The organism is Acuticoccus sp. MNP-M23, from assembly GCF_031195445.1.
In the GTDB taxonomy this organism is placed as follows: Bacteria; Pseudomonadota; Alphaproteobacteria; order Rhizobiales; family Amorphaceae; genus Acuticoccus.
In genome coordinates, this window is the sequence record NZ_CP133480.1 from 1,624,848 (window position 1) to 1,646,018 (window position 21,171).

At 65.1% G+C, this 21,171-nt stretch carries 20 protein-coding genes; 11 read left to right on the forward strand and 9 right to left on the reverse strand.

Going from position 1 to position 21,171, the window contains the following annotated elements; all coding sequences use genetic code 11:
• Positions 1–136: 136 nt before the first annotated feature.
• The 3 genes from RDV64_RS07680 to RDV64_RS07690 are packed head-to-tail and all read right to left on the reverse strand — an operon-like array spanning position 137 to position 2,765.
• Positions 137–1,738: a molybdopterin-binding/glycosyltransferase family 2 protein gene (locus RDV64_RS07680; protein WP_309198683.1), complete on the reverse strand. Its 1,602-nt coding sequence runs from the start codon at positions 1,736–1,738 to the stop codon at positions 137–139.
• Positions 1,735–2,439 (reverse strand): XdhC family protein, encoded by a 705-nt coding sequence (locus RDV64_RS07685; RefSeq protein WP_309198685.1) that lies wholly within the window; start codon positions 2,437–2,439, stop codon positions 1,735–1,737. Before RDV64_RS07685 ends, RDV64_RS07680 begins: the two co-directional genes overlap by 4 nt.
• Complete coding sequence (locus RDV64_RS07690; RefSeq protein WP_309198686.1) at positions 2,436–2,765, reverse strand: XdhC family protein; 330 nt, start codon at positions 2,763–2,765, stop codon at positions 2,436–2,438. Before RDV64_RS07690 ends, RDV64_RS07685 begins: the two co-directional genes overlap by 4 nt.
• A gap of 153 nt (positions 2,766–2,918) precedes the next feature.
• On the opposite strand from RDV64_RS07690, the gene RDV64_RS07695 reads away from it, so the two are divergent.
• The gene (locus RDV64_RS07695; RefSeq protein ID WP_309198687.1) at positions 2,919–3,512 is read left to right on the forward strand and encodes an exopolysaccharide biosynthesis protein; all 594 of its coding nucleotides are present in this window, start codon (positions 2,919–2,921) and stop codon (positions 3,510–3,512) included.
• On the opposite strand, the gene RDV64_RS07700 is transcribed toward RDV64_RS07695, so the two are convergent.
• Positions 3,509–4,240, reverse strand: coding sequence for a DUF2470 domain-containing protein (locus tag RDV64_RS07700; protein WP_309198688.1), 732 nt, complete (start codon positions 4,238–4,240; stop codon positions 3,509–3,511). The genes RDV64_RS07695 and RDV64_RS07700 overlap by 4 nt on opposite strands.
• 138 nt (positions 4,241–4,378) lie before the next feature.
• Between RDV64_RS07700 and RDV64_RS07705 the strand changes: the two genes are divergently transcribed.
• The 7 genes from RDV64_RS07705 (at position 4,379) to RDV64_RS07735 (ending at position 11,844) form a co-directional block, all read left to right on the forward strand.
• On the forward strand, positions 4,379–5,077 hold the full coding sequence (locus RDV64_RS07705) for a response regulator transcription factor (RefSeq protein WP_309198690.1): 699 nt from the start codon (positions 4,379–4,381) through the stop codon (positions 5,075–5,077).
• Between the two features lie 55 nt (positions 5,078–5,132).
• On the forward strand, positions 5,133–6,875 hold the full coding sequence (locus RDV64_RS07710) for a HAMP domain-containing sensor histidine kinase (RefSeq protein WP_309198691.1): 1,743 nt from the start codon (positions 5,133–5,135) through the stop codon (positions 6,873–6,875).
• Positions 6,872–7,306, forward strand: coding sequence for an HPr kinase/phosphatase C-terminal domain-containing protein (locus RDV64_RS07715; RefSeq protein WP_309198692.1), 435 nt, complete (start codon positions 6,872–6,874; stop codon positions 7,304–7,306). The genes RDV64_RS07710 and RDV64_RS07715 overlap by 4 nt, the downstream gene beginning before the upstream one ends.
• 68 nt (positions 7,307–7,374) lie before the next feature.
• On the forward strand, positions 7,375–7,773 hold the full coding sequence (locus RDV64_RS07720; RefSeq protein WP_309199454.1) for a PTS sugar transporter subunit IIA: 399 nt from the start codon (positions 7,375–7,377) through the stop codon (positions 7,771–7,773).
• Positions 7,754–8,053: an HPr family phosphocarrier protein gene (locus tag RDV64_RS07725; protein WP_309198694.1), complete on the forward strand. Its 300-nt coding sequence runs from the start codon at positions 7,754–7,756 to the stop codon at positions 8,051–8,053. Before RDV64_RS07720 ends, RDV64_RS07725 begins: the two co-directional genes overlap by 20 nt.
• A 64-nt stretch (positions 8,054–8,117) precedes the next feature.
• On the forward strand, positions 8,118–10,223 hold the full coding sequence (locus RDV64_RS07730) for a bifunctional diguanylate cyclase/phosphodiesterase (protein ID WP_309198695.1): 2,106 nt from the start codon (positions 8,118–8,120) through the stop codon (positions 10,221–10,223).
• Between the two features lie 4 nt (positions 10,224–10,227).
• Positions 10,228–11,844: an AMP-binding protein gene (locus RDV64_RS07735; protein WP_309198696.1), complete on the forward strand. Its 1,617-nt coding sequence runs from the start codon at positions 10,228–10,230 to the stop codon at positions 11,842–11,844.
• Positions 11,845–11,853: 9 nt separating this feature from the next.
• On the opposite strand, the gene RDV64_RS07740 is transcribed toward RDV64_RS07735, so the two are convergent.
• Positions 11,854–12,129 (reverse strand): DUF2312 domain-containing protein, encoded by a 276-nt coding sequence (locus RDV64_RS07740; RefSeq protein WP_309198698.1) that lies wholly within the window; start codon positions 12,127–12,129, stop codon positions 11,854–11,856.
• A gap of 708 nt (positions 12,130–12,837) precedes the next feature.
• Here RDV64_RS07740 and RDV64_RS07745 point away from each other — a divergent pair.
• The 3 genes from RDV64_RS07745 (at position 12,838) to gyrB (ending at position 17,361) form a co-directional block, all read left to right on the forward strand.
• Positions 12,838–13,323, forward strand: coding sequence for a DUF1036 domain-containing protein (locus RDV64_RS07745; RefSeq protein ID WP_309198699.1), 486 nt, complete (start codon positions 12,838–12,840; stop codon positions 13,321–13,323).
• Positions 13,320–14,750, forward strand: coding sequence for a pyruvate kinase (pyk, locus tag RDV64_RS07750; protein WP_309198700.1), 1,431 nt, complete (start codon positions 13,320–13,322; stop codon positions 14,748–14,750). Before RDV64_RS07745 ends, pyk begins: the two co-directional genes overlap by 4 nt.
• A 163-nt stretch (positions 14,751–14,913) precedes the next feature.
• Entirely contained in the window at positions 14,914–17,361 is a 2,448-nt protein-coding gene (gene gyrB, locus RDV64_RS07755; RefSeq protein ID WP_309198701.1) for a DNA topoisomerase (ATP-hydrolyzing) subunit B, read from the forward strand.
• Between the two features lie 125 nt (positions 17,362–17,486).
• Here the strand turns inward: gyrB and RDV64_RS07760 are convergent, their stop codons facing one another.
• The 4 genes from RDV64_RS07760 to hemE all read right to left on the reverse strand — a co-directional run bounded on the left by RDV64_RS07760 (position 17,487) and on the right by hemE (position 20,961).
• The gene (locus tag RDV64_RS07760) at positions 17,487–17,900 is read right to left on the reverse strand and encodes a universal stress protein (protein WP_309198702.1); all 414 of its coding nucleotides are present in this window, start codon (positions 17,898–17,900) and stop codon (positions 17,487–17,489) included.
• A 152-nt stretch (positions 17,901–18,052) separates the two neighbouring features.
• Positions 18,053–19,318: a transcription termination factor Rho gene (gene rho, locus RDV64_RS07765; protein ID WP_309198704.1), complete on the reverse strand. Its 1,266-nt coding sequence runs from the start codon at positions 19,316–19,318 to the stop codon at positions 18,053–18,055.
• Between the two features lie 180 nt (positions 19,319–19,498).
• Positions 19,499–19,924: a protoporphyrinogen oxidase HemJ gene (gene hemJ, locus RDV64_RS07770; protein WP_309198705.1), complete on the reverse strand. Its 426-nt coding sequence runs from the start codon at positions 19,922–19,924 to the stop codon at positions 19,499–19,501.
• The gene (hemE, locus tag RDV64_RS07775; protein ID WP_309198706.1) at positions 19,921–20,961 is read right to left on the reverse strand and encodes a uroporphyrinogen decarboxylase; all 1,041 of its coding nucleotides are present in this window, start codon (positions 20,959–20,961) and stop codon (positions 19,921–19,923) included. The genes hemJ and hemE overlap by 4 nt, the downstream gene beginning before the upstream one ends.
• Between the last annotated feature and the right edge of the window lie 210 nt (positions 20,962–21,171).

Here is a 21,171-nt window from a genome sequence, read left to right on the forward strand (position 1 = left end):
GAAAAAATCACTCGCACACGCGCGCTCCCCTTGCGCCCCGGACGACGTGTTGAGGCTCCGGGGCAGGCAAGGCCACCATAACAAGAAATGTGGTATTGTACAGCTGAAGGTTGTACTTGCTGGACGCGCGATAGCCTCAGCCGGCCGGGTCGAGGCCCTTGCGCAGCGCAGCCAGCGCCTGCGGTGTGTCGGCATCGGTCCCGGCGGCACGGCCGATCTCCACATCCACCACACGGTCAGCGTAGCGGGACATCAGCGCCCTGCCGCCGGCATCACCTTCGGTGGCGCGCAACTCAGGAAACAGGCGGGACGACCAGGCCACCGGGTTGCCGCGCCCGCCGCCATCGGTGGCCATCGCAATCAACGCGCCTTCGCGCTCCAGCCCGCCCAGCACCCGCGTGCAATCTTCGGCTGTGACGAGGGGCATGTCGCCCAGGAGGATGAGCGCCGCATCCGTCTCGCCTGGCAACGCTTCGAGGCCTGCGCGCAGGGACGTGGATAGCCCATCGGCAAAGGCGCCATTGTACACGAAGGTGACGTTGCAGTCCGCCAGCGCCGCCTCCACGCGCGCAGCCTCGTGGCCCGTCACCACCACCACGCGGGTGGCGCGGGAGCCAAGCGCTGCCTCCACCACGTGGACCACCATCGGCTTGCCGGACACCTCCTCGAGAAGCTTGTTGGCAACGCCCATCCGCGTTGACCGCCCCGCCGCAAGAACGATGGCCGCAGGCCGCTCCGGCCGAACCGCATTGTCGCCGCGCCGGGGTCGGGGCCGCGCCGCGGTCTCCTCCAGCAATCCGCCGACGCCCATTGCCACAATGTCCGCCGGCTCCACGGCAAGGCCCGCCAGCACACGGTCGAGCACCAGATCGAACCCGTTGGCCTTTGGCGAGCGCGCACAGCCCGGTGCGCCAATCACCACCCGCCCGTCAAGTTCGCCAAGCACCAGAAGGTTGCCCGGATCCACCGGCATCCCAAGATGCACCACCCTGCCGCCGGCCGCCCGGATGGCCGCCGGGATAACGTCATTCACGTCCACCACCGCAGAGGCGCCGAACACCACGATCACCTCGCCGGTGGCCGCCCGCAGCGCCTCGGCCAGGGACGCCTCGTCATGGGGCACCCGCACATCCTCGACAATGTCGGCGCCAGGCGCCGCCAGCCGCTGCGCAAACACACCAAGTGTCTTGTCGATCACGCTGGCCTTCAGCGCCGAAAGCTCCGTGGAGATCGCGCTCACCCGGCGCACCACCCAGGGCGCCACCGACAGCGCCCCGCCCACCGTCACCGCCCCCGCCGCAACGCTTTGCGCGGACGCGGCAAACGGGATGATCTTCACGGTGCCGATCATCCGTCCTTCCGACACGCGGGTGAACGGCGTCAGCGTCGCCAGCGTGATCGCCGGGTCGATGGCGTTCAGCGCGTCGACGGCCGCGCGGTCGACCATCACCAGTCCGGCGCGGTCGGCAAAGAGGTTGGCGCGGCCGGTATCGGCGCGTTCCACGTAGGTTTCCGGACCGACGGCGGCCTCTGCAATCTTCCGGGCCGCTTCGTCTTCGTGGAGGTCACCGGGCTCCGGCCGCGCGGCGATCACCGCATCGATCCCGGCTGCACGGAGCGACGCGATGTGGTCCGCCGTCAGCCGCGTGCCCTTGCGGATGACGCCTGTGCCGGTGCGCTGCGAATGGGCCAGCAGCGCGCCCTCTGCCGCATCGGCGGCAACCGGCCCGAACTTCACGCAGCGGCCGAAAGTTTTGCTGCCTTTGCGGGCCCGAGGCGCAGCGCCGCAATCACCTCGGCGAGCACCGACACCGCAATTTCAGCAGGCGAGGCGGCGCCGATGGGCAAACCGATGGGCGCATTGATCCGCCCCATCGCCGCATCGTCGAAGCCCTTTGCAGCAAAACGCTCCACCCGCCGCGCGTGTGTCTTCCTGCTGCCAAGGGCGCCGATATAAAAGCAGTCCGCCGTCAGCCCGGCTTCCAGCGCCGGATCGTCGATCTTCGGATCGTGGGTGAGGGTTGCAAGCGCCGTTTCGGGGTCCAGCGCCAGAAGCGCCGCATCCGGCCATTCGGCGACCATCTTCACGCCGGCAAAGCGTTCCTCGGTGGCAAAGGCCGTCCGCGGGTCGACGATAGTGACGTCGAACCCGGCCGCCGCCGCCATCGGCGCCAGCACCTGGCTGACGTGGACCGCGCCCACCACCACCAGCCGCGGCGACGGGCGGTGGATGGCCACGAACACCTCGCCCTCGGCCGTTTCCTCCCGGCCCGACTTGCCGTTCGCAAACCTTGCGTGCAGCACGTCGGCCAGCGGGTCGGCCGCAAAATCGCCGCGCATCACCAGCCGGCCCGCGCCACCGTCCAGCGGCACCACGAGGGCAGCGGCCTTGCGTTCGGCACGCGCTGCGTTGAGCGCGGCGAGATCCGCGACCCTCAAGCCCCCGCCCCCGTCAGCGGCTCGACATAGACGCGGATCGTCCCGCCGCAGGACAGGCCGACCTCCCACGCCGTCTCGTCCGCAACGCCGAATTCGAGGAGTCTGGCGGGGGCACCGGCAGCAATATCCACCGCCTCGGCCACCACCGCCCCCTCAACGCAACCGCCGGAGACGGACCCCTCGAACGCACCCTCGCCGTCAATCACCAGATGGCTGCCAACGGGGCGCGGCGCGGACCCCCAGGTGTCCACCACGGTCGCAATGGCCACCTTGCGCCCCTCGGCGTGCCACCGCTCGGCAGTCTTCAGCGGGTCGGTCTCATCCATCGCATCTTCTCCTCAGCCGGGGCCGGCCGCCAACATCGCACGGCAACCGCGCACTGCAAGGGGCTTTGCAGGAAGGCCCCGAAAGTGAACAACTGTCGTCCCGGTTCGTTAGCGTCCCACAAGACCTTGCGACCAGTAGACGGAGCCCTGCCGATGGCCGAAGAGCCCGACAAGAGCAACAACCTCGCCTCCCTTTTGGATGCCATCGAGAACGACACCGAGGGCGAAGAGGTCGCCGTGTCCGATGTGGTCGCGTCGCTGGGGCAGCGTGCGTTCGGTTCTCTCTTCGTGATCACGTCCCTGGTTGCGGTGCTGCCCACCGGCGCCATTCCGGGAATGAGCATCCTCACCGGCACCGTGATGCTGCTCCTGTCGGTCCAGCTCCTGTTCGGTGCCGAGAAGATCTGGCTGCCTCGGTTCATCATGACACGGGCGATCGGTCGGGAGCGGCTCGTCCGGTCCCTCCACAAGGCAAAGGGGTGGGCAAGGCGGATCGACCGCGTGATTGGCCCGCGGATGGAGTTCATGCTCTCCCCGCCATTTCACCAGCTTGTCGCCATCAGCGGCATTATCGTCTCGCTTTCCATGTATCCGCTGGCGGTGGTGCCGTTCGGCGCCTTCCCGGCCGGACTGTCGATGCTTGTCATCGGGCTCGGCTTGATGGTGCGCGACGGGCTGCTGCTGGTCCTCGGCATTGCCATCGGCTTCATCGGCCTTGGCATCGCCTTCACGTTCTTTCCGTTCTAGCCGCGTGCTGCCTTGGTCATGGCCACAAGTGCCGCTCGAAGGGCCCCGCTGCTGGCCACCGGGGTGTCCCACTCGGCGCGCACCACCGCCCCGCCCGCGCCAAGGTCGATCCCCAGCGGATCGATCCCGACGCTGCGCCACGCACCGTCCGCGGGACCGCCGCCAAGGCGTGTCGCAATCAGCTCCAGCGCGTCGGCATGGTCCTCGTCCATATGGGTGCAGGCGGAAACATCCACTTCGCCCAGCGCGGCGGCCATGTCGGCCGGTGCCAGAATGTCGCCCGGTTCGAGCGCGGTGATCCGGCCGAACCCCGCCACCAGGTGCGCGTCCGCCACTGCCAGCGCCATGAACGCGAAATCACCGAAATCCACATACATTTCGGCTGCGGGATGCCGCCGCAGGAAGCGACTTCGCGCCAACGCGGCATCGGGCACCGGCGCCAGCGTGCCGTCCAGCGTCACCCGTGCGCGCGCGTTATTGTCGTCGAGCCCGGCAAGCGGGGCGACGAACATCAGCGATGCACGGCCATCGCGCGCAATATTCTGGGTATGCAGAGCAAGTTGCGAGACCAGAACCACCGGTGCACCATCAATCATGGTAGCGCTAGACACATGGCTCACATGGGGTCCGCCCTGTGCCGCGAGCGTGCCCAACGCCGCTTCCGGCGCGGTGTGGACGAGAGTTCGCGCCAAGCGGGCAGCATCCCGTTTTGTCCATCGATCGCTCATCGAAATGCTCCTTCAGCCTACAGACCGACAGCTTTGTGACATAGGTCACACCCCTCAAACACATTTGAGCCACAAACATCCCGCTTGTGCCGCCATATTGAATTGGGCTTGGCCGGATTTCGAAACAGGCGAACGACCATGGCGATAATCGCACTCGTCGATGACGATCAGAACATCCTTGCAAGCGTTTCGATCGCGCTTGAAGCGGAGGGGTTCGAGGTGGTCACTTATAATGACGGGGTTTCGGGGCTTGAGGGTCTCAACGCCAATCCGCCGGACCTTGCGGTGCTCGACATCAAGATGCCGCGGATGGACGGGCTCGAAATGCTCCGCCGGCTACGGCAGAGCACAGATATGCCGGTGATTTTCCTCACCTCCAAGGACGACGAGATCGACGAGCTCTTCGGCCTCAAGATGGGTGCGGACGATTTCGTACGCAAACCCTTTTCCCAGCGTTTGCTGGTCGAACGCATCCGCGTGGTGCTTCGGCGTGCGCAGGCGCGCGAACAGGCGGCCGAGCCGGAAACGCCGGCCCGCACGCTGACGCGTGGCCACCTCACCATGGATTCCGACCGCCATACCTCCGCCTGGAAGAACCGGCCCGTCGTCCTCACGGTGACGGAATTCATGATTTTGCAGGCCCTGGCACACCGGCCGGGCGTGGTCAAAAGCCGCAACGCGCTGATGGACGCGGCGTATGACGACCACGTCTATGTCGATGACAGAACCATCGACAGCCACATCAAACGCCTTAGAAAGAAGTTCAAGCAAACCGACGACGAATTCGACATGATTGAGACGCTGTATGGCGTCGGATATCGTTTCAAGGAAGAATGAGGCCGCCAGCAGGTCCGTCGGCATCATACAGCGCCTGCAAGGAACAGCCCGGCCCGTGAACACACAGCCGATCTTCAAGACGCCATGGCCCGGCGTTTTCCGTCCGCCCACCGGCCGGCTGTTGCAGGCCACCACCTTCGGCTTCTCGCGGCTGGCGCTCCAGTTCATGGCAGTGCTTCTGGTCGGGCTGACAATCCTGCTGTTCGCCACGCTCAAGGTCGCCGACCTCCGGCGCGGTGCGACCGACGCTGTGATCCGCAGCCTTCTGGTCCAGGCGGACGCAACCGCCGCCGCCTTCCACCAGCTCACGCCGGAAACGCCGTACTTCACCCTTTTGCCGGTGGACGGCCGCACCCCCGCCGCCGGCGCGCCGGCACCACAGGGCGGCATCCCGGCGCCGGCCTCGACGGAGATCGACCGGCCTGGCGTCAGTGACGTGATTGCGACCGTGTTGCAGGACTCGATTGCTCAGGTCCGCATCTTCGGCGCCGATGGCGAGCCGATCTTCCACAGTGAGCTTGCCGTCGAGCAGCGTGGCAGCCCGGTGCTGAAAGCCCCCGTAGCCCCCGTAGCCCCCGCCCCAAGCCTGATCCGCTCGGTCTGGGAGGCGATTGCCGGGCTCTGGCTGCGGCCTTCGCTGCCGCTGGAACCGGCCGAAGACGCCGTTGCCGCTGACCTCGACGAAGCCGTCTCCGCCCTCGGCGGCGTCAAGACAGTCAGCGTCCGTGCCGATGCGAATGCCGACACGCTCATCTCGGTTGCAACGCCCATCACCGATGCGTCGGGCACCGTGCTGGCGGCGCTGCATCTGCGCAGTGCGCCGGGGGCAGTAACCGGGATCGCCTATCGCCAGGAACTTGCCATCGTGCGCATCTTCCTCATCGCCGGGCTGATTGCCATTGTCGTCTCCATCGTTCTGGCGGCCACCGTCACCATGCCGATCCGCCGCCTTGCTCGCGCAGCGGACCGGATCCGCAGCGGCGGAGTCTCCGCGCCCATCCCGGAGCTGTCCGATGGTGGCGAGATCGGCGAGCTGTCCCGCGTCCTGCACGACATGACGGTGGCGCTCTACACGCGCATCGATTCCATCGAAGCCTTTGCCGACGAGGTGGCGCACGAGCTCAAGAACCCGCTCACCTCCCTGCGCAGCGCCGCTGAAACGCTGCCGCGCGTCACGGCGGAAGCATCGCGCCTTAAGCTCCTCGACGTGATCGAGCACGATGTGCGCCGCATCGACCGGCTGATCACCGACATTGCCGACGCCTCCAAGCTCGACGCGGAGCTGAACCGTCACGGTTATGCCCGCTACGAGCTGATCGAGCTGATTGAGGGGGTGGTCACGACCCAGGCCGAGCTTGGCCGCGAGCAGGGCAAGAGCGTGGAATTTGTGGTGCGCGGCACCAAGAGCACCGACGGGTTTGTGGTCGTCGGCAACGACGGCCGTCTTGCGCAGGTGTTCACCAACCTCGTCGACAATGCGCGCTCGTTCACGCCGGACAATGGCCGCGTGGTGGTCACCGCCCAGCGCTTTGCCAACTTCATCGAAGTGGTTGTGGACGACGAGGGCCCCGGCATTGCCGAAGACAGCTTGGAGCGGATCTTCGAGCGTTTTTACACAGACCGTTCCGAACAGCGCTCCTTCGGCAACAACTCGGGGCTGGGCCTCGCAATTTCGCGCCAGATCATCGAAGCGCACAATGGCGAGATCTTCGCAGAAAACCGCTACCGCACGACGCTTGGTCCGGCGCGCGACGTCGCCGGTGCAAGGTTTACCGTGCGCCTGCCCGTGACCGCGTGAGCGCCACCATCCATGCCGGTGCCGTCGCGCTCGGGCCGTGGGGCGTGCTCGTCCGCGGCGCACCCGGCGCCGGAAAGACCGCGCTGGCGCTGGCACTCATCGCAAGGTGGCACGCCAGCGGGCACTACGCCGCACTGGTGGCCGACGACCGGGTCGATCTGCGCGCGTCGAACGGGAGGCTTGTCGCGCGTCCTGCCGAGGCGCTGCGTGGTCTCGCCGAAATCCGCGGCTACGGCATTGCCGCAATACCGTACCTGCCCGCCGTGCGCCTCACCCATGTGGCCGACCTCGAAGACGCGCCGGAACGGATGCCGGACCCTTCCCGTGTTCCCCTGCGCGGTGCACACCTGCCGCGGATCTGCCTGTTCGCACGGCAGCCGGAGGCCGGTGCAACCGCATTGTGGACGCTCCTGCAACCCTCCGGTTCTTGACTGTGGGCGGCACAGCAGATCAACGTGCGCCTTCGCCAGATGCGAACAATGAAAAAAGGGGCGACCTTGTGATTGGACTGGTTCTCGTCACCCACGGCCGCCTGGCCCAGGAGCTGCGGGCGGCGCTGGAACATGTGGTGGGGCCGCAGGATGCGGTGGAGCCGATATCCATCGAGCCGGACGACGACATCGAACAGCGGCGCGCGGATATTCTCGCCGCGGTCAACCGCGTGGACAGTGGCAAGGGAGTCGTGATCCTGACCGACATGTTCGGCGGCACGCCCTCCAATCTTGCCATCTCGGTGATGTCGACCAATATTGAGGTGATTGCCGGCGTGAATCTGCCGATGCTGGTGAAATTGTCGTCCGCCCGAACCGGGATGACGCTGCCTGAGGCCGTCAACGCCGGACGGGACGCCGGTATCAAATACATCAGTATTGCCAGCCATGTCCTCGCCGGAAGCTGAAGACGACCAGGCGCAGCGCCTGCTCCTGACAATGGTGAACCGCCGGGGCCTGCATGCGCGGGCCGCGGCAAAATTCGTCAACACGGTGGAGTTCTTCCAGTCCGAGGTAGAGGTGACCAAGGACGGTCAGTCCGTCAGCGGACGATCCATCATGGGATTGTTGATGCTTGCGGCGACGTTGGGCAGTACGGTGGAAGTGACGGTGGAAGGCACCGATGCGCGACCCGCTGCAGATGCCATCGCGGCACTGGTCAATGACGGCTTCGGTGAACGTGACTGATAAAGATATGCAACCTTAATCGCCCCCGTGGTTAAGTGATTCTAGGCGCTCAAGGCTGACAGGTGTGGCTGCGGATCCATCGGACGACCCATTTCTCGAACTCTCCGCAGCGGCCTGCAATCTGCTCGCCGACAGCCTCGGTGTGCGCTATTGCGGCGTGCTCGCGCTGGAAGATGAGGTGGTCCACGCCGGGTCGAGCGAATTCCTGCGCCTGCCGCAAACCCTGCGCGAAGAAACCGTCCACGCGGTGTGCGAGGCCGTGGCCGCCAACCAGTTCGACGAGAATGAAGCCCAGTCCAGCGCACTGATCTCGGCGCCCGTGACCAGCCAGCTCGGCGACGCCGCGCAGGCCATCTTTTTTCCCGAAACCGAAACCGTCGTGTTTGCGGTGCCCGCCCCCGGCAAGACGATGCCGCTGTCCGCCTTCCGGCGGGCCGCGGTTTCCGCCCTCCCCATCATCTACCGTCTCGGCGACATGCGCGCCGAACGGCAGCGCCTTCTCGCCGAGCACGCGCTTCTGTCCCATGTGCAGGCCCTCGCCAAGATCGGCGGCTGGGAGCAGGTCATCGGCACCGGCCGGCTTGCCTGGTCCGAAGAGGTCTATGCAATCCACGGGCTGGACCCCGGCGGCGAGGTCACGCTGGAGCGCATTCTGGAGCTCTACCCCTCCCCCGCCCGTGAAAAGCTGACGCTGGAAATGGAGCGCGCCGCTGCCGAAGGCGGGGCATTCGACCTCACCACCCCCATCGACACGCCAGGTGGTGAGCGCCGCGTGGTCCGCACGGTCGGCCGCACGTCCAACGAGCGGACGGGCCGCAAGCTTTTCGGCATCACCCAGGATGTGACCAAGCAGCTCAACACCGAACGGCGGCTGTGGTGGGCGGCCAACCACGACCCGGTGACGGGCCTGCCCAACCGCCTCCTGTTCGAGGACCGGATTGCGGTCTCCGTACGCAAGGCCAAGCGCGAGGAACGGACCTTCGCGCTCGTGCTGGTGGAGATTTCCGACTTTGCGCGCCTGACCGAGCATTCCGGCTACACCATGCCGGACAAGAACATGATGGAGGTTGCCTCCCGGCTGACGTCGATCCTGCGCGAGAGCGACACCATCGCCCGCGTCTCCATCAACGAATTTGCGTTGATCGTGTCCGGCGCCACGGAGAACGACAGGCTGGAACCCATCATCTCGCGGCTGAAAGAGCAGTTCGACGAAATGCGCCGCGAAGGGGCCGGCAAGAACGACATCGTCATGAGCGCCGGCGTCGCCTTCTTCCCCGCCCACGCCAGCGGCCCCGAAGAGCTGACCCGCGCTGCGGAAATGGCGTTGTCCCGCGCCAAGCGGAAGCTCGACGAGCCGGTGATCGTGTTCGACCGCAAGATCGCCGACGACACCGCAAAGCGCCGGGCCACAATTCTGGTGCAGGCGCGCGAAAGCCTCGCGAAGCGCGAATTCGTGCCCTATTACCAGCCGCAGATCGACATGGAGACCAACGCCGTCGTCGGTGTCGAGGCGCTGGTGCGCTGGCAGACGCCCGACATGGTGCTGGACGCGAAGGATTTCGCCTACGCGCTCGACGACCACGAGGTCGGCAGCCGCGTCGGCCGCGCCATGCTGGACGCCGTCATTGCCGACATCTCCAAGCTGCGCGCCACCACCGACCGGCCGTTCCGTGTCTCCGTCAACGCCTCACGCACGGAGGTCCTGCGCAACGACTTTCTGGACACGTTTCTGGAGAAGACCCGCGACGGCAACCTCAAGCCGAGCGACTTCATCATCGAGATCACCGAGGACGTCATCATCGGCGTCGACGACAAGTCGCTGCACGACAAGATCTCGTATCTCGTCTCCTCCGGCGTCGAATTCAGCCTCGACGATTTTGGCACCGGGTACGCGTCGCTGATCCACATCACCAGCTTTCCGGTGAAGGAGATCAAGATCGACAAGCAGTTCGTCTTCGGAATCGAGAGCGACCGGCGCAAACGCGCCATCGTCAAGGGTATCCTGCAGATGGGCCAGTCGATGGGTCTCAACGTCATTGCCGAAGGCGTCGAGACCTCCGAACAGCAGGAGGTGCTGCGCGACATCGGCTGCCGGTATGCGCAAGGCTACCTCTACTCGTTCCCGCTGCCCTTCACCCAGTTTGCCGCAATGCTCGAACAGCCCGAATAAGATCATGGACGAAACCGGCCTCAACCGCTGCAGCGCCAACGCAGCGCCCCTTTCCCCGCTCGCCTTTCTCGCCCGGACAGCCGCGGTATTCCCCGAGCAGCCCGCAATCATCCACGGCGACAGGACATCCACATGGGGCGAGGTGGACGGGCGCGTGCGGCAGCTGGCAGCCGGGCTCCTGTCCCACGGCATCGCGCGCGGCGACGTTGTGGCCATCCTTGCCCCCAATACGCCCGCCTTCGTGGAGGCCAACTTCGCCATCCCGATGGCCGGCGCGGTGATGCTGACGCTCAACACCCGCCTCGATGCCGACACGCTGGCCTACTGCCTCACCCACTCCGAGTGCCGGCTCGTCCTGTGCGATCGCGAACTCCTGCCGCGGCTGGCCGACGCGCTGGCCCTGATGGACGAGCGCCCCCGCGTCGCCCGGATCGACGATGCCCTCGCACCGGAAACCGAAGGCCCGTCCGATCTCAACTACGAGGACCTCTTCGCCGCCGAGGCGCTGACCGAAGTGCCGACATTCGACGAGTGGGATTCGTTCTCGCTGTCCTACACCTCCGGCACCACGGGGCGGCCGAAGGGCGTCGTCTACTCCCACAAGGGTGTTGCCACCACGGCAATCTCCAATGCGCTGGACTGGGTGCTGCCGCACTTCCCGGTCTACCTGTGGACGCTGCCGATGTTCCACTGCAACGGCTGGTGCTTTCCCTACACCATCGCCATGGCGGCGGGCGTCAACGTCTGCCTGCGCGCGGTCTCCGCCGATGCGGTGGCGGACGCATTTCAGCGGCACGGCGTTACCCACTTCTGCGGCGCGCCCATCGTCATGCAGATGGCCATCGAGGGCGCAACGCGCGCCGGCTTCAGGGCTGACCCGCCGGTCCGCATGATGGTCGCCGCCGCTCCGCCGCCCGCCTCCGTCATCGCGAAGGCGGAGGGCGTCGGCATCGACGTCACCCACGTCTATGGCCTCACGGAAGTCTACGGCCCCTGTGTCGTCTCCGCCTGGAAGCCGGCGTGGGACGACAAGCCGCTTGAGGATCGCGCCCGTCTCAAGGCCCGTCAGGGCGTCGCCTACACGCTGCAGGAGAGCCTCACGGTCAAAGACCCGGACACGATGGCCGAAACCCCGTTCGACGGGGAGACGATTGGCGAGATCATGATCCGCGGCAACATCGTGATGAAGGGCTACCTGAAGGACCCGGACGCGACCGAGAGGGCGTTTGAAGGGGGCTGGTTCCACACCGGCGACCTCGCGGTGCGGCACCCGGACGGCTACGTCGAGATCAAGGATCGCGCCAAGGACATCATCATCTCGGGCGGCGAGAATATTTCGTCGATCGAGGTGGAGACGGCGCTTTATGCGCACCCCGCCGTCAGTGCAGCGGCGGTGGTGGCGATGCCCCACGAGAAATGGGGCGAGACTCCGTGCGCATTCGTGGAGCTGCTGGACGGCGAAGGTGCCGACGAGGCAGCCCTGATCGCATGGTGCCGGCAGAAGATTGCCGCCTACAAGCTGCCTGGCCGGGTGGTGTTCGAGCCCTTGCCGAAAACCACCACCGGCAAGGTGCAGAAATTTGCGCTGCGCCAGCGCGCCCGCGAGATCGCGGGCGGCTGAAGCCCGGCGTCAGGCTGCGGCGGCGCGCTGCTCGTCTTCGGAAAATTTCATGCCCAGGGCAGCGAGGTAGAGGTCGAGGACCGCTTCCTGCTCCAGCCGTTCGTTGGTCTCCTGCTTGCGCAGGCTGACCACCTTGCGAAGGATCTTCACGTCGAACCCGTTGCCCTTGGCTTCGGCGTAGACATCCTTGATGTCGTCCGCGAGCGCCTTCTTCTCTTCCTCGAGGCGCTCGATGCGCTCAACGAATGCGCGCAGCTGATCGCCGGCCACTCCGCCATTCACCATGACTGTCTCCTTAAGAACTGATGCCCGGCCACAATGACCGCAGCGGGCATGCGATCAATCCAGCGACCACCGCTCATCCCCGCTCTTCGCGCTAAGCCAAGCGGGCGCGGGTAAAGACCGCCTTAACGAAAAAGGGTCCGGCCGTGGGGTGTTGCACAGCTGCAATTCGATAAAATGCCATTCAATTTCAAATAGATCTGCCTGGCGCGTTGCGCGGTGCCCAGACCAGGCACCATGGCCGGGCGGGAGCTTTCAGCGCGGAACACGCATAAAAATGTTGCAAAATAGGTACGCGCGTGCGTTTTGCGCTTCGGTCCTTCACGCAGTTCTCTCGCGTGGCATCCGGACCACACAGGATCCGACGAACCACCCCCGGCAGTCATTTAACGTGCTCTCAAAATGTCTTTCACGGACAAAAATTTCATCCAACTGAATAAAACTCTGTTTAAGGTAACGCGAGGGTTGTTGCGTGGCTTTGGTAGATTTCAACACGCCCGGTGTTGCCTTTTGCTCTGGTGTGGACATGTCAGCCTTGGAACAGTTTCGTATGCTAATTCCTGATATCATTCAGTAGCGAGTGTGATTCGAGCGCATTAACCACAGTGGTTTACGAGTTTGTGGTCTGCGCGGTGTAAACCCGCGGTGCAATTGACATTGCTCCCGTCACCCAGCATGAAAAGATGGGTTAGCGCCGCGAACACGTTGACGATGAACGAAAAAAAGGACGGCTCGCAGCAGATGTATCGAACGGTTCGCCAATTCACGCTACCGGCTCTTGCCGTGCTTGTGGCCGCCGCCGCTCTGTCTTCCACCGCAGGCACCGCAAGGGCCGAACTTCGCCTCTGCAACAAGACTCCCGTCCAGGTTGGCATCGCGATCGGCTACAAGGACCAGCAGGACTGGGTGAGCGAAGGCTGGTGGAACGTGGACGCAGAGTCCTGCCAGGTCGTCGTGGATGGCCCCCTGCCCTCGCGCTTCTACTACCTCTACGCACTGGACTATGAAGAAGGTGGCGCCTGGGGCGGCACGGCCTTCATGTGCACTCACGACAAGGAATTCACCATCGAAGGCACCAGCGATTGCGTGGCCCGCGGCTTCGAGCGGCGCGGCTTCGTGGAGGTCGACACAGGTGACAAGCTGTCCTGGACCGTGCAGCTGACAGAGCGCCCGAAAGCGGGCATCGGCGGACAATGATTCGAGCCCGCAGGGTTCGGATCGTCGCAACGCTCGGTCCCGCCTCCTCCACCCGGGAGCGCATCAAGGAACTGCACGCCGCCGGTGCAGACGTTTTCCGCATCAACATGAGCCACGCCGATCACCCGCTCATGCGTGAGCTGGTCGGCTTCATTCGCGACGTCGAGCGCGAAATCGGCAGCCCCATCACCATCCTTGCGGACCTTCAGGGTCCCAAGCTGCGGGTCGGCAAGTTCGAGAACGACAAGGTGGAGCTGGTCAACGGCGCCCGTTTCGTCTTCGATTCCGACACCACGCCCGGCACGGTGGACCGCGTTCACCTCCCCCACCCCGAAATTCTCCGCGCGCTGAAACCCGGCCACCGCCTGCTGCTCGACGACGGCAAGATCTCCCTCAAGATTACCGAAGTGCACGAGGACCGCGCCGAGGCCACGGTGATCCAGGGCGGCCCGCTGTCCAACCGCAAGGGCGTGTCCTGCCCGGACACGCTGCTGCCGGTCGGCGCGCTCACCCCCAAGGACCGCAGCGACCTCGACGCCGTGCTCGACGCCGATGTGGACTGGGTCGCGCTCTCCTTCATCCAGCGCCCCGAAGACCTTGCGGAAGTGCGCAAGGTCGCCCGCGGCCGTGCGGCGCTGCTGTCGAAGATCGAGAAACCCCAGGCCATCGAGCGGCTGGACGAAATCATCGAGATGTCTGACGCGCTGATGGTCGCCCGCGGCGATCTCGGCGTGGAAATGCCGCTTGAGTCCGTGCCCGGTCTGCAAAAGCGGATCACCCGTGCCGCCCGCCGCGCCGGCAAGCCCGTGGTGGTCGCCACGCAGATGCTGGAAAGCATGATCAGTTCTCCGGTGCCCACCCGCGCCGAGGTGTCCGATGTGGCCACCGCCGTCTTCGAGGGCGCGGACGCGGTCATGCTGTCCGCTGAATCCGCTGCCGGAGACTTCCCGGTCGAGGCCGTCGCCACAATGGACCGCGTTGCGCAGCAGGTGGAGAAGGATGCCAACTACGAAGGTATTCTCCTCGCCCAGCGCACCGAACCTGAGTCCACCGGCGCCGACGCGCTCGCCGCAGCCGCCCGCCAGATTGCCGAAACGCTGAACGTGGCCGCCACGGTCTGCTACACCACCAGCGGCGGCACGGCGCTGCGTGTGTCGCGCGAGCGGCCGCAAAAGCCCATCCTGGTGCTGAGCCCCCGCGCCAAGACTGCGCGCCGTCTCGGCATCGCCTGGGGCCTCCACAACGTCGTCGTCGACGAGACGACCAACCTGGAACAGCTGATCGCCCTTGCCGGCGCCACAATGGTCAACGAGGGTCTCGGCAAGACCGGTGAGCGGATCGTGGTCATCGCCGGCCTGCCGCTGCACACGCCGGGGGTCACCAACTTCCTCCAGCTCGCGTTTGTCCGCTCGCAGGATGAGCGCTAGGGGCCTTGCACCCCGCTTGAGGGCCGTCTGCCATGCAAGCCGGCCTTCGATAGCGGTTTGTGTTTCAAAACCCGTGCATAGGCCTATATATAAAGTGTTCACACTCGCGCAGGATAGGCCGCTAGCCTAAGTTTCCGTCCACGCGGCCAACCGACGGGATAGCATGCAAGGCACCCCCCTTACCGAGGGCTCCGAGCCCGATTCGCCAGACCTGCAGCCGGATGATTACGGCGCGGATTCCATCAAGGTCCTGAAGGGCCTCGATGCGGTGCGCAAACGCCCCGGCATGTACATCGGCGACACGGACGACGGCTCGGGCCTGCACCACATGGTGTATGAGGTGGTCGACAACGCCATCGACGAAGCCCTTGCCGGCCACGCCGACATTGTCACCGTCACCCTGAACAGCGACGGTTCGGTCTCCGTCACCGACAACGGCCGCGGCATCCCCACCGCCATCCACACCGAGGAAGGCATCTCGGCGGCCGAGGTCATCATGACCCAGCTCCACGCCGGCGGTAAGTTCGACCAGAATTCGTACAAGGTCTCCGGCGGCCTGCACGGCGTGGGCGTCTCGGTCGTCAACGCGCTGTCCGCCGAGCTGGACCTCACCATTCGCCGCGCCGGCCGCACCCACAAGATGAGCTTTGCCCACGGCAACGCCGTCGCCCCGCTGGCCGACGTCGGTCCCGCAGAAGGCCGGTCCGGCACCGAAGTCCGCTTCCTGCCCTCTCAGGAGACCTTCACGTCCGTCGAATTCGATTTCGGCACGCTGGAACGGCGCCTGCGCGAGCTCGCCTTCCTCAACTCCGGCGTCTCGATCCTCCTGCGCGACAATCGCGGCCAGGAATTGCGCGAGGAGGCGATGATGTACGAGGGTGGCCTCGCCGCCTTCGTCCAATATCTCGACCGGCAGAAGTCGGCGCTGGTTCCCGCGCCCATCACGTTCCAGGACGAGCGTGACGGTGTCACCGTGGAAGTGGCCATGTGGTGGAACGACACCTACCACGAGAACGTCCTCTGCTTCACCAACAACATTCCCCAGCGCGACGGCGGCACCCACCTTGCCGGTTTCCGCGCGGCGCTGACCCGGCAGATGACCTCCTACGCGGACGCCACGCGCAAGGAGAAGGTCACCCTCACCGGCGAAGACTGCCGCGAGGGCCTCACCTGCGTGCTCTCCGTAAAGGTGCCGGACCCCAAATTCTCGTCGCAGACCAAGGACAAGCTGGTCTCCTCCGAAGTGCGCCCGGTGGTCGAGGGTCTGGTCAACAAGGGCCTCTCCACCTGGCTGGAGGAGCACGGTCAGGAAGCCAAGATCCTGGTCCAGAAGGTGATCGAGGCGGCGTCTGCCCGCGAGGCCGCCCGCAAGGCGCGCGAGCTGACCCGCCGGAAGGGTGCACTCGACATCGCGTCCCTCCCCGGCAAGCTCGCCGATTGTCAGGAGCGCGACCCCTCCAAGGCCGAACTCTTCCTGGTCGAGGGCGATTCGGCAGGTGGTTCGGCCAAGCAGGGCCGCCACCGCGGCAATCAGGCCGTGCTCCCGCTGCGCGGAAAAATTCTCAACGTGGAACGCGCCCGGTTTGACCGGATGCTGTCGTCCAACGAAATCGGCACGCTGATCACCGCGCTCGGCACCGGCATCGGCAAGGATGAATTCAACGTCGAGAAGCTGCGCTACCACAAGATCATCATCATGACCGATGCCGACGTGGACGGCGCCCACATCCGGACCCTGCTGCTCACCTTCTTCTATCGGCAGATGCCGGAACTGATCGAGCGCGGGCACCTCTTCATTGCCCAGCCGCCGCTCTACAAGGTGCGCCGCGGCCAGTCGGAACAATACCTGCACGACGATGGCGCGCTGGAAGACTTCCTCGCCGCCTCGGGGCTCGAAGACAGCAACCTCACGCTGTCGTCCGGCGAAGTCCTCATCGGCCCCGACCTTGCGGCGACGACGCTGAAAGCCCGGTCCATCGCCAACATCCTCGACGGGATGCATTCGCGCTACAACCGCACGGTGGTCGAGCAGGCTGCCATCGAAGGCGCACTCATCCCCGAAAGCCTTGCCGACCCCGAAGCGGCCGCCGCGCTGGCCAACCGCGTTGCGACTCGGCTCGACGTTCTGTCCGAAGACTTCGAGCAGGGCTGGATCGGCATTGCCACCGAAGACGGCGGCCTCACCTTCGAGCGGACTGTGCGTGGCGTGAAGGAATTTGCGCAGATCGACGGCGCGCTCCTCGGCTCATCCGATGCCAAGCGCCTCGCCAGCTACACCGACCACCTGCAGGAGGTGTATGCCGGTGTCGCAAAGCTGCAGCGCAAGGACAAGTCTTTCGACCTCTACGGCCCCCGCGCGCTGGCCAACAACGTGTTTGCCGCAGGCCGCAAGGGCATCGCTATCCAGCGCTACAAGGGCCTTGGCGAAATGAACGCGGACCAGCTGTGGGAGACCACCCTGGACCCCAATGCACGCACCCTTCTTCAGGTGCGCATCACCGAGGCCGACGACGCCGACAACGTCTTCACCCGCCTGATGGGCGACAACGTCGAGCCACGCCGCGAGTTCATCCAGGACAACGCGCTGGAAGTCTCCAACCTCGACGTTTGAGGGTTGCGCAACACGGTACGAAAAAAGCCACGCCGGCAACGGCGTGGCTTTTTTTATGGCGTGACCAGCGTGAATCCGGCGCTATCAGCAGCGACTTTACGCAGCGGCTCCGACGCGGCTGGAGACTAACGCACCACCAGCAGCGACACCTTGGTGCGGTTCAGGAGCACGCTCTCGTGAGAGCGCCGGAAGTGGTCGGCAAAGCTCGGCAGGTAGCCCGCCATAACGATGAGGTCTGCGCCGGTGTCGTCCACGGCCTCGATCAGTGTGTGGTTGAGGTCTGACGTGGGGTCGTGGCTCGCGTAGGCGCGAACGCGGGCCTTGTGGCCGTGGGTGGCCGTCTCCGCCTCGGCAAAGGCCTTCAGGCGTGCCTCGAACTCTGCCGGGGTGTGCGCAATTTCCGACGGCGCTTCCGTCGTCACGCCCACGTAAACCACCTCTGCGCTGTACAGCTTGGCAAGGTCCGCGCACACCTGGAGGGAGCGGTCGAGCCGGTCCACGTGAGCCATGTCTACCGGAACCATGATCGTACGATACATTATCTTTTCCTCGTGGTTTTCAGCGCATCCCATGGATGGACCGGAAAACCGGTCCATGTCGTTGACCCTGCGCAATTGGGCGCCGCAAATCAAAAAGGCCGCCACCTCGGGGCGACGGCCTTCGCTGTTTCAGCCCGCCGCCGGTGCGCCGGTCAGGTGTTCATCGAATCGAAGAATTCGGCGTTGTTTTTCGTCTGCCGCAGCTTGTCGAGCAGGAACTCGATGGCATCCACGGAGCCCATCGGGTTGAGGATCCGGCGCAGGACGTAGACCTTCTTGAGGTCCTCCTTGCGCACCAGAAGCTCTTCCTTGCGGGTGCCGGAGCGCTGGATGTCGATGGACGGCCACACGCGGCGGTCAGAGATCTTCCGGTCGAGGATGATTTCGGAGTTACCCGTGCCCTTGAACTCCTCGAAGATCACCTCGTCCATGCGGCTGCCAGTGTCGATCAGCGCGGTGGCGATGATGGACAGCGAACCGCCTTCCTCGATGTTGCGGGCCGCACCGAAGAAGCGCTTGGGGCGCTGCAATGCGTTGGCATCCACACCACCGGTCAGCACCTTGCCGGACGACGGCACGACGGTGTTGTAGGCCCGGCCGAGGCGGGTGATGGAGTCGAGCAGGATGACCACGTCGCGGCCATGCTCCACCAGGCGCTTGGCCTTTTCGATCACCATTTCGGCCACCGCAACGTGGCGGGCGGCCGGTTCGTCGAAGGTGGAGGACACCACCTCGCCGCGCACGGAGCGCTGCATGTCCGTCACTTCCTCGGGCCGCTCGTCGATCAAGAGGACGATAAGGTAGCAGTCCGGATGGTTGGCGGTGATGGATTTTGCGATGTTCTGGAGCAGCACCGTCTTGCCGGTGCGGGGCGGTGCCACGATCAGCCCACGCTGGCCTTTGCCGAGCGGAACCACCAGGTCGATGATGCGGCTGGAGAAATCCTTGGTGGGCGGGCCGTCCACTTCCATGTTGAAGCGCTCTTCGGGGTAGAGCGGCGTCAGGTTGTCGAAGTGGATCTTGTGGCGCGCAGCCTCCGGATCCTCGAAGTTGATGGTGTTGACCTTGAGGAGGGCGAAATAGCGTTCGCCATCCTTCGGCGAGCGGATCTGCCCTTCGACCGTATCGCCGGTCCGCAGCGAGAAGCGGCGGATCTGGCTGGGGCTGACGTAGATATCGTCCGGCCCGGGCAGGTAGTTGGCATCCGGGGAGCGCAGGAAGCCGAAACCGTCCTGCAAAACCTCGACGACACCCTCGCCGATAATGTCGACATCCTTCTCAGCCAGTTGCTTGAGAATGCCGAACATCAGCTCCTGCTTTCGGAGCGTCGAAGCGTTCTCCACGTCTTGTTCCTCGGCGAACGCAATGAGGTCGCCAGGGCTTTTCGCCTTGAGGTCGCGGAGCTTCATTTCTTGCATGGGCATGTCCGGGTGCCAGCGCGGCGCTGGGAAACTTGTAAGGATTGGGAACCGAAATCAGGCGGGAGGGCCGGCCAAACGCTGCAGAGGGGAGCGTCAACGCGAGGCGGGCAGAGCCGGTTGCGACGGGATAATACGAATGCACCCGGCCAAACGCAAGCCCCCGCCGCAAAAAAGCCTTCAGAACGGTTTGACGATGACTGCGACGACGACCACCACCATGAACACCGCAGGCACTTCGTTCATGATCCGGTAGAATTTTTCCGAGTGGGTGTTGGCGTCGTTGCGGAAGCCGCGCACCCAGGCGGCATTGGCCATGTGCATCGCCGTGATGACGATGACTGCCGCCAGCTTCAGGTGAAACCACGGCTGGGACCATGCGCCCGACATGGTGGCGATGGTGAGCCCGGTTGCCCATGCCACCACCATCGAAGGCAGCGCAATCCCGCGCAGAAGTCGCCGCTCCATGGTCTTGAAGGTCTCGGACTGGACCGATCCCGTTTCCGCCTTGGTGTGGTAGACCATCAGCCGCGGCAAATAGAGGAGCGCGGCCATCCACGAGATGATCGCCAGCACATGCAGCGCCTTGATCCAGAGATACGTCACGACGTGAGCGCCTTCACCTTGTCGATCACCTGCGTGACGTTCTCGGGCGGCGTTTCCAGCGAGATGCCGTGGCCAAGGTTGAAGATGAACGGGCCACCCTTCAGCGCCTCGCAGATGTGGGTGACGGCATCATCTAGCTGCGCGCCGCCCTCCTTCAGCCGGGCCGGGTCGAGGTTGCCCTGCACGCAAACGCCCTTCGCCTGAAGCCGCTGCGCCGCGCTCATCGGTACCGTCCAGTCCAGCGACACGCCGTCCACCTCCGTTTCCTCGCAGAACGGCTCGTAGCCGAAGCCGGCCCCGCGGGGGAAGCCGATAATCGGCACGCCCGGCTTTTGTGCCCGTACTCCCCGCACTATCCGCGCAATCGGCTCGATCGACCATTCGCGAAAGCCGCGCTCGTCCAGTGACGAGGCCCAGCTGTCGAAGATCTGCACCGCATCCGCGCCCGCCTCGATCTGCGCCACCAGGTGCCGCGTGCAGGCCTCCACCAGCGTATCCACCAGTGCCTTCATGCGCTGGGGTTCACGGGCGGCGAACGTGCGCGCGGGCCACTGCTCGCGGCCGCCCTGGCCGGCGATCATGTAGGTCGCCAGCGTCCACGGGGCACCGACGAAGCCGAGCACGGCCTTTTCGCGCGGCAGCTCGGCCCGAAGGCGGCGGAGCGCTTCGTAGACCGGAGCCAGATGGGCATCGAACCCGTCGAAGGACAGCGATGCCGGGTCCGCAAGCGGTGTGAGCCGCGGCCCTTCGCCTTCCACGAACCAGACCTCCTGGCCCAGCGCATGGGGCAGGACGAGGATGTCGGAGAAGATGATCGACGCATCGAATGCATAGCGCCGCATGGGCTGGAGCGTCGCCTCGACCGCGAGATCGGGGTTGTAGCAGAAGTCCAGGAAGCTCGGGGCCTGGGTTCGCAGCTTGCGATACTCGGGCAGGTAGCGGCCAGCCTGGCGCATGAACCAAACCGGGGTTGGCTGCGTTGATTTCCCCGAAAGTGCTCCCAGGAGGAGAGGGCGGATCGAACCGTCTTCCATCATTTATCAATTCTTAATGTTTATAGGGTGTTGTTGTTGTTGGACCGTGAGTGTCGGGGATGACGCGCCGAACATAAAGCTGGGTATCAAGGCTCGGCCTCAGGGCGGGGATTGGTCCCAAGAGTTCACATGTTCCGGCAGATCCGCGCAAGCCCTGTGATCGCCGCAGCCGCCCTGCCCGTTTGTCGGTCAAGCCATTCAGCATAAATGACG

Excerpts from the sequence above, each read along its gene's own strand:
- RDV64_RS07690 (WP_309198686.1), bottom strand. The coding sequence starts at position 2,765 with ATGGATGAGACCGACCCGCTGAAGACTGCCGAGCGGTGGCACGCCGAG.
- gyrB (WP_309198701.1), top strand. The coding sequence starts at position 14,914 with ATGCAAGGCACCCCCCTTACCGAGGGCTCCGAGCCCGATTCGCCAGAC.
- RDV64_RS07735 (WP_309198696.1), top strand. The coding sequence starts at position 10,228 with ATGGACGAAACCGGCCTCAACCGCTGCAGCGCCAACGCAGCGCCCCTT.
- RDV64_RS07740 (WP_309198698.1), bottom strand. The coding sequence starts at position 12,129 with ATGGTGAATGGCGGAGTGGCCGGCGATCAGCTGCGCGCATTCGTTGAG.
- RDV64_RS07700 (WP_309198688.1), bottom strand. The coding sequence starts at position 4,240 with ATGAGCGATCGATGGACAAAACGGGATGCTGCCCGCTTGGCGCGAACT.
- RDV64_RS07760 (WP_309198702.1), bottom strand. The coding sequence starts at position 17,900 with ATGTATCGTACGATCATGGTTCCGGTAGACATGGCTCACGTGGACCGG.
- pyk (WP_309198700.1), top strand. The coding sequence starts at position 13,320 with ATGATTCGAGCCCGCAGGGTTCGGATCGTCGCAACGCTCGGTCCCGCC.
- RDV64_RS07695 (WP_309198687.1), top strand. The coding sequence starts at position 2,919 with ATGGCCGAAGAGCCCGACAAGAGCAACAACCTCGCCTCCCTTTTGGAT.
- RDV64_RS07745 (WP_309198699.1), top strand. The coding sequence starts at position 12,838 with ATGAACGAAAAAAAGGACGGCTCGCAGCAGATGTATCGAACGGTTCGC.
- RDV64_RS07725 (WP_309198694.1), top strand. The coding sequence starts at position 7,754 with ATGTCCTCGCCGGAAGCTGAAGACGACCAGGCGCAGCGCCTGCTCCTG.
- rho (WP_309198704.1), bottom strand. The coding sequence starts at position 19,318 with ATGCAAGAAATGAAGCTCCGCGACCTCAAGGCGAAAAGCCCTGGCGAC.
- RDV64_RS07705 (WP_309198690.1), top strand. The coding sequence starts at position 4,379 with ATGGCGATAATCGCACTCGTCGATGACGATCAGAACATCCTTGCAAGC.
- hemE (WP_309198706.1), bottom strand. The coding sequence starts at position 20,961 with ATGATGGAAGACGGTTCGATCCGCCCTCTCCTCCTGGGAGCACTTTCG.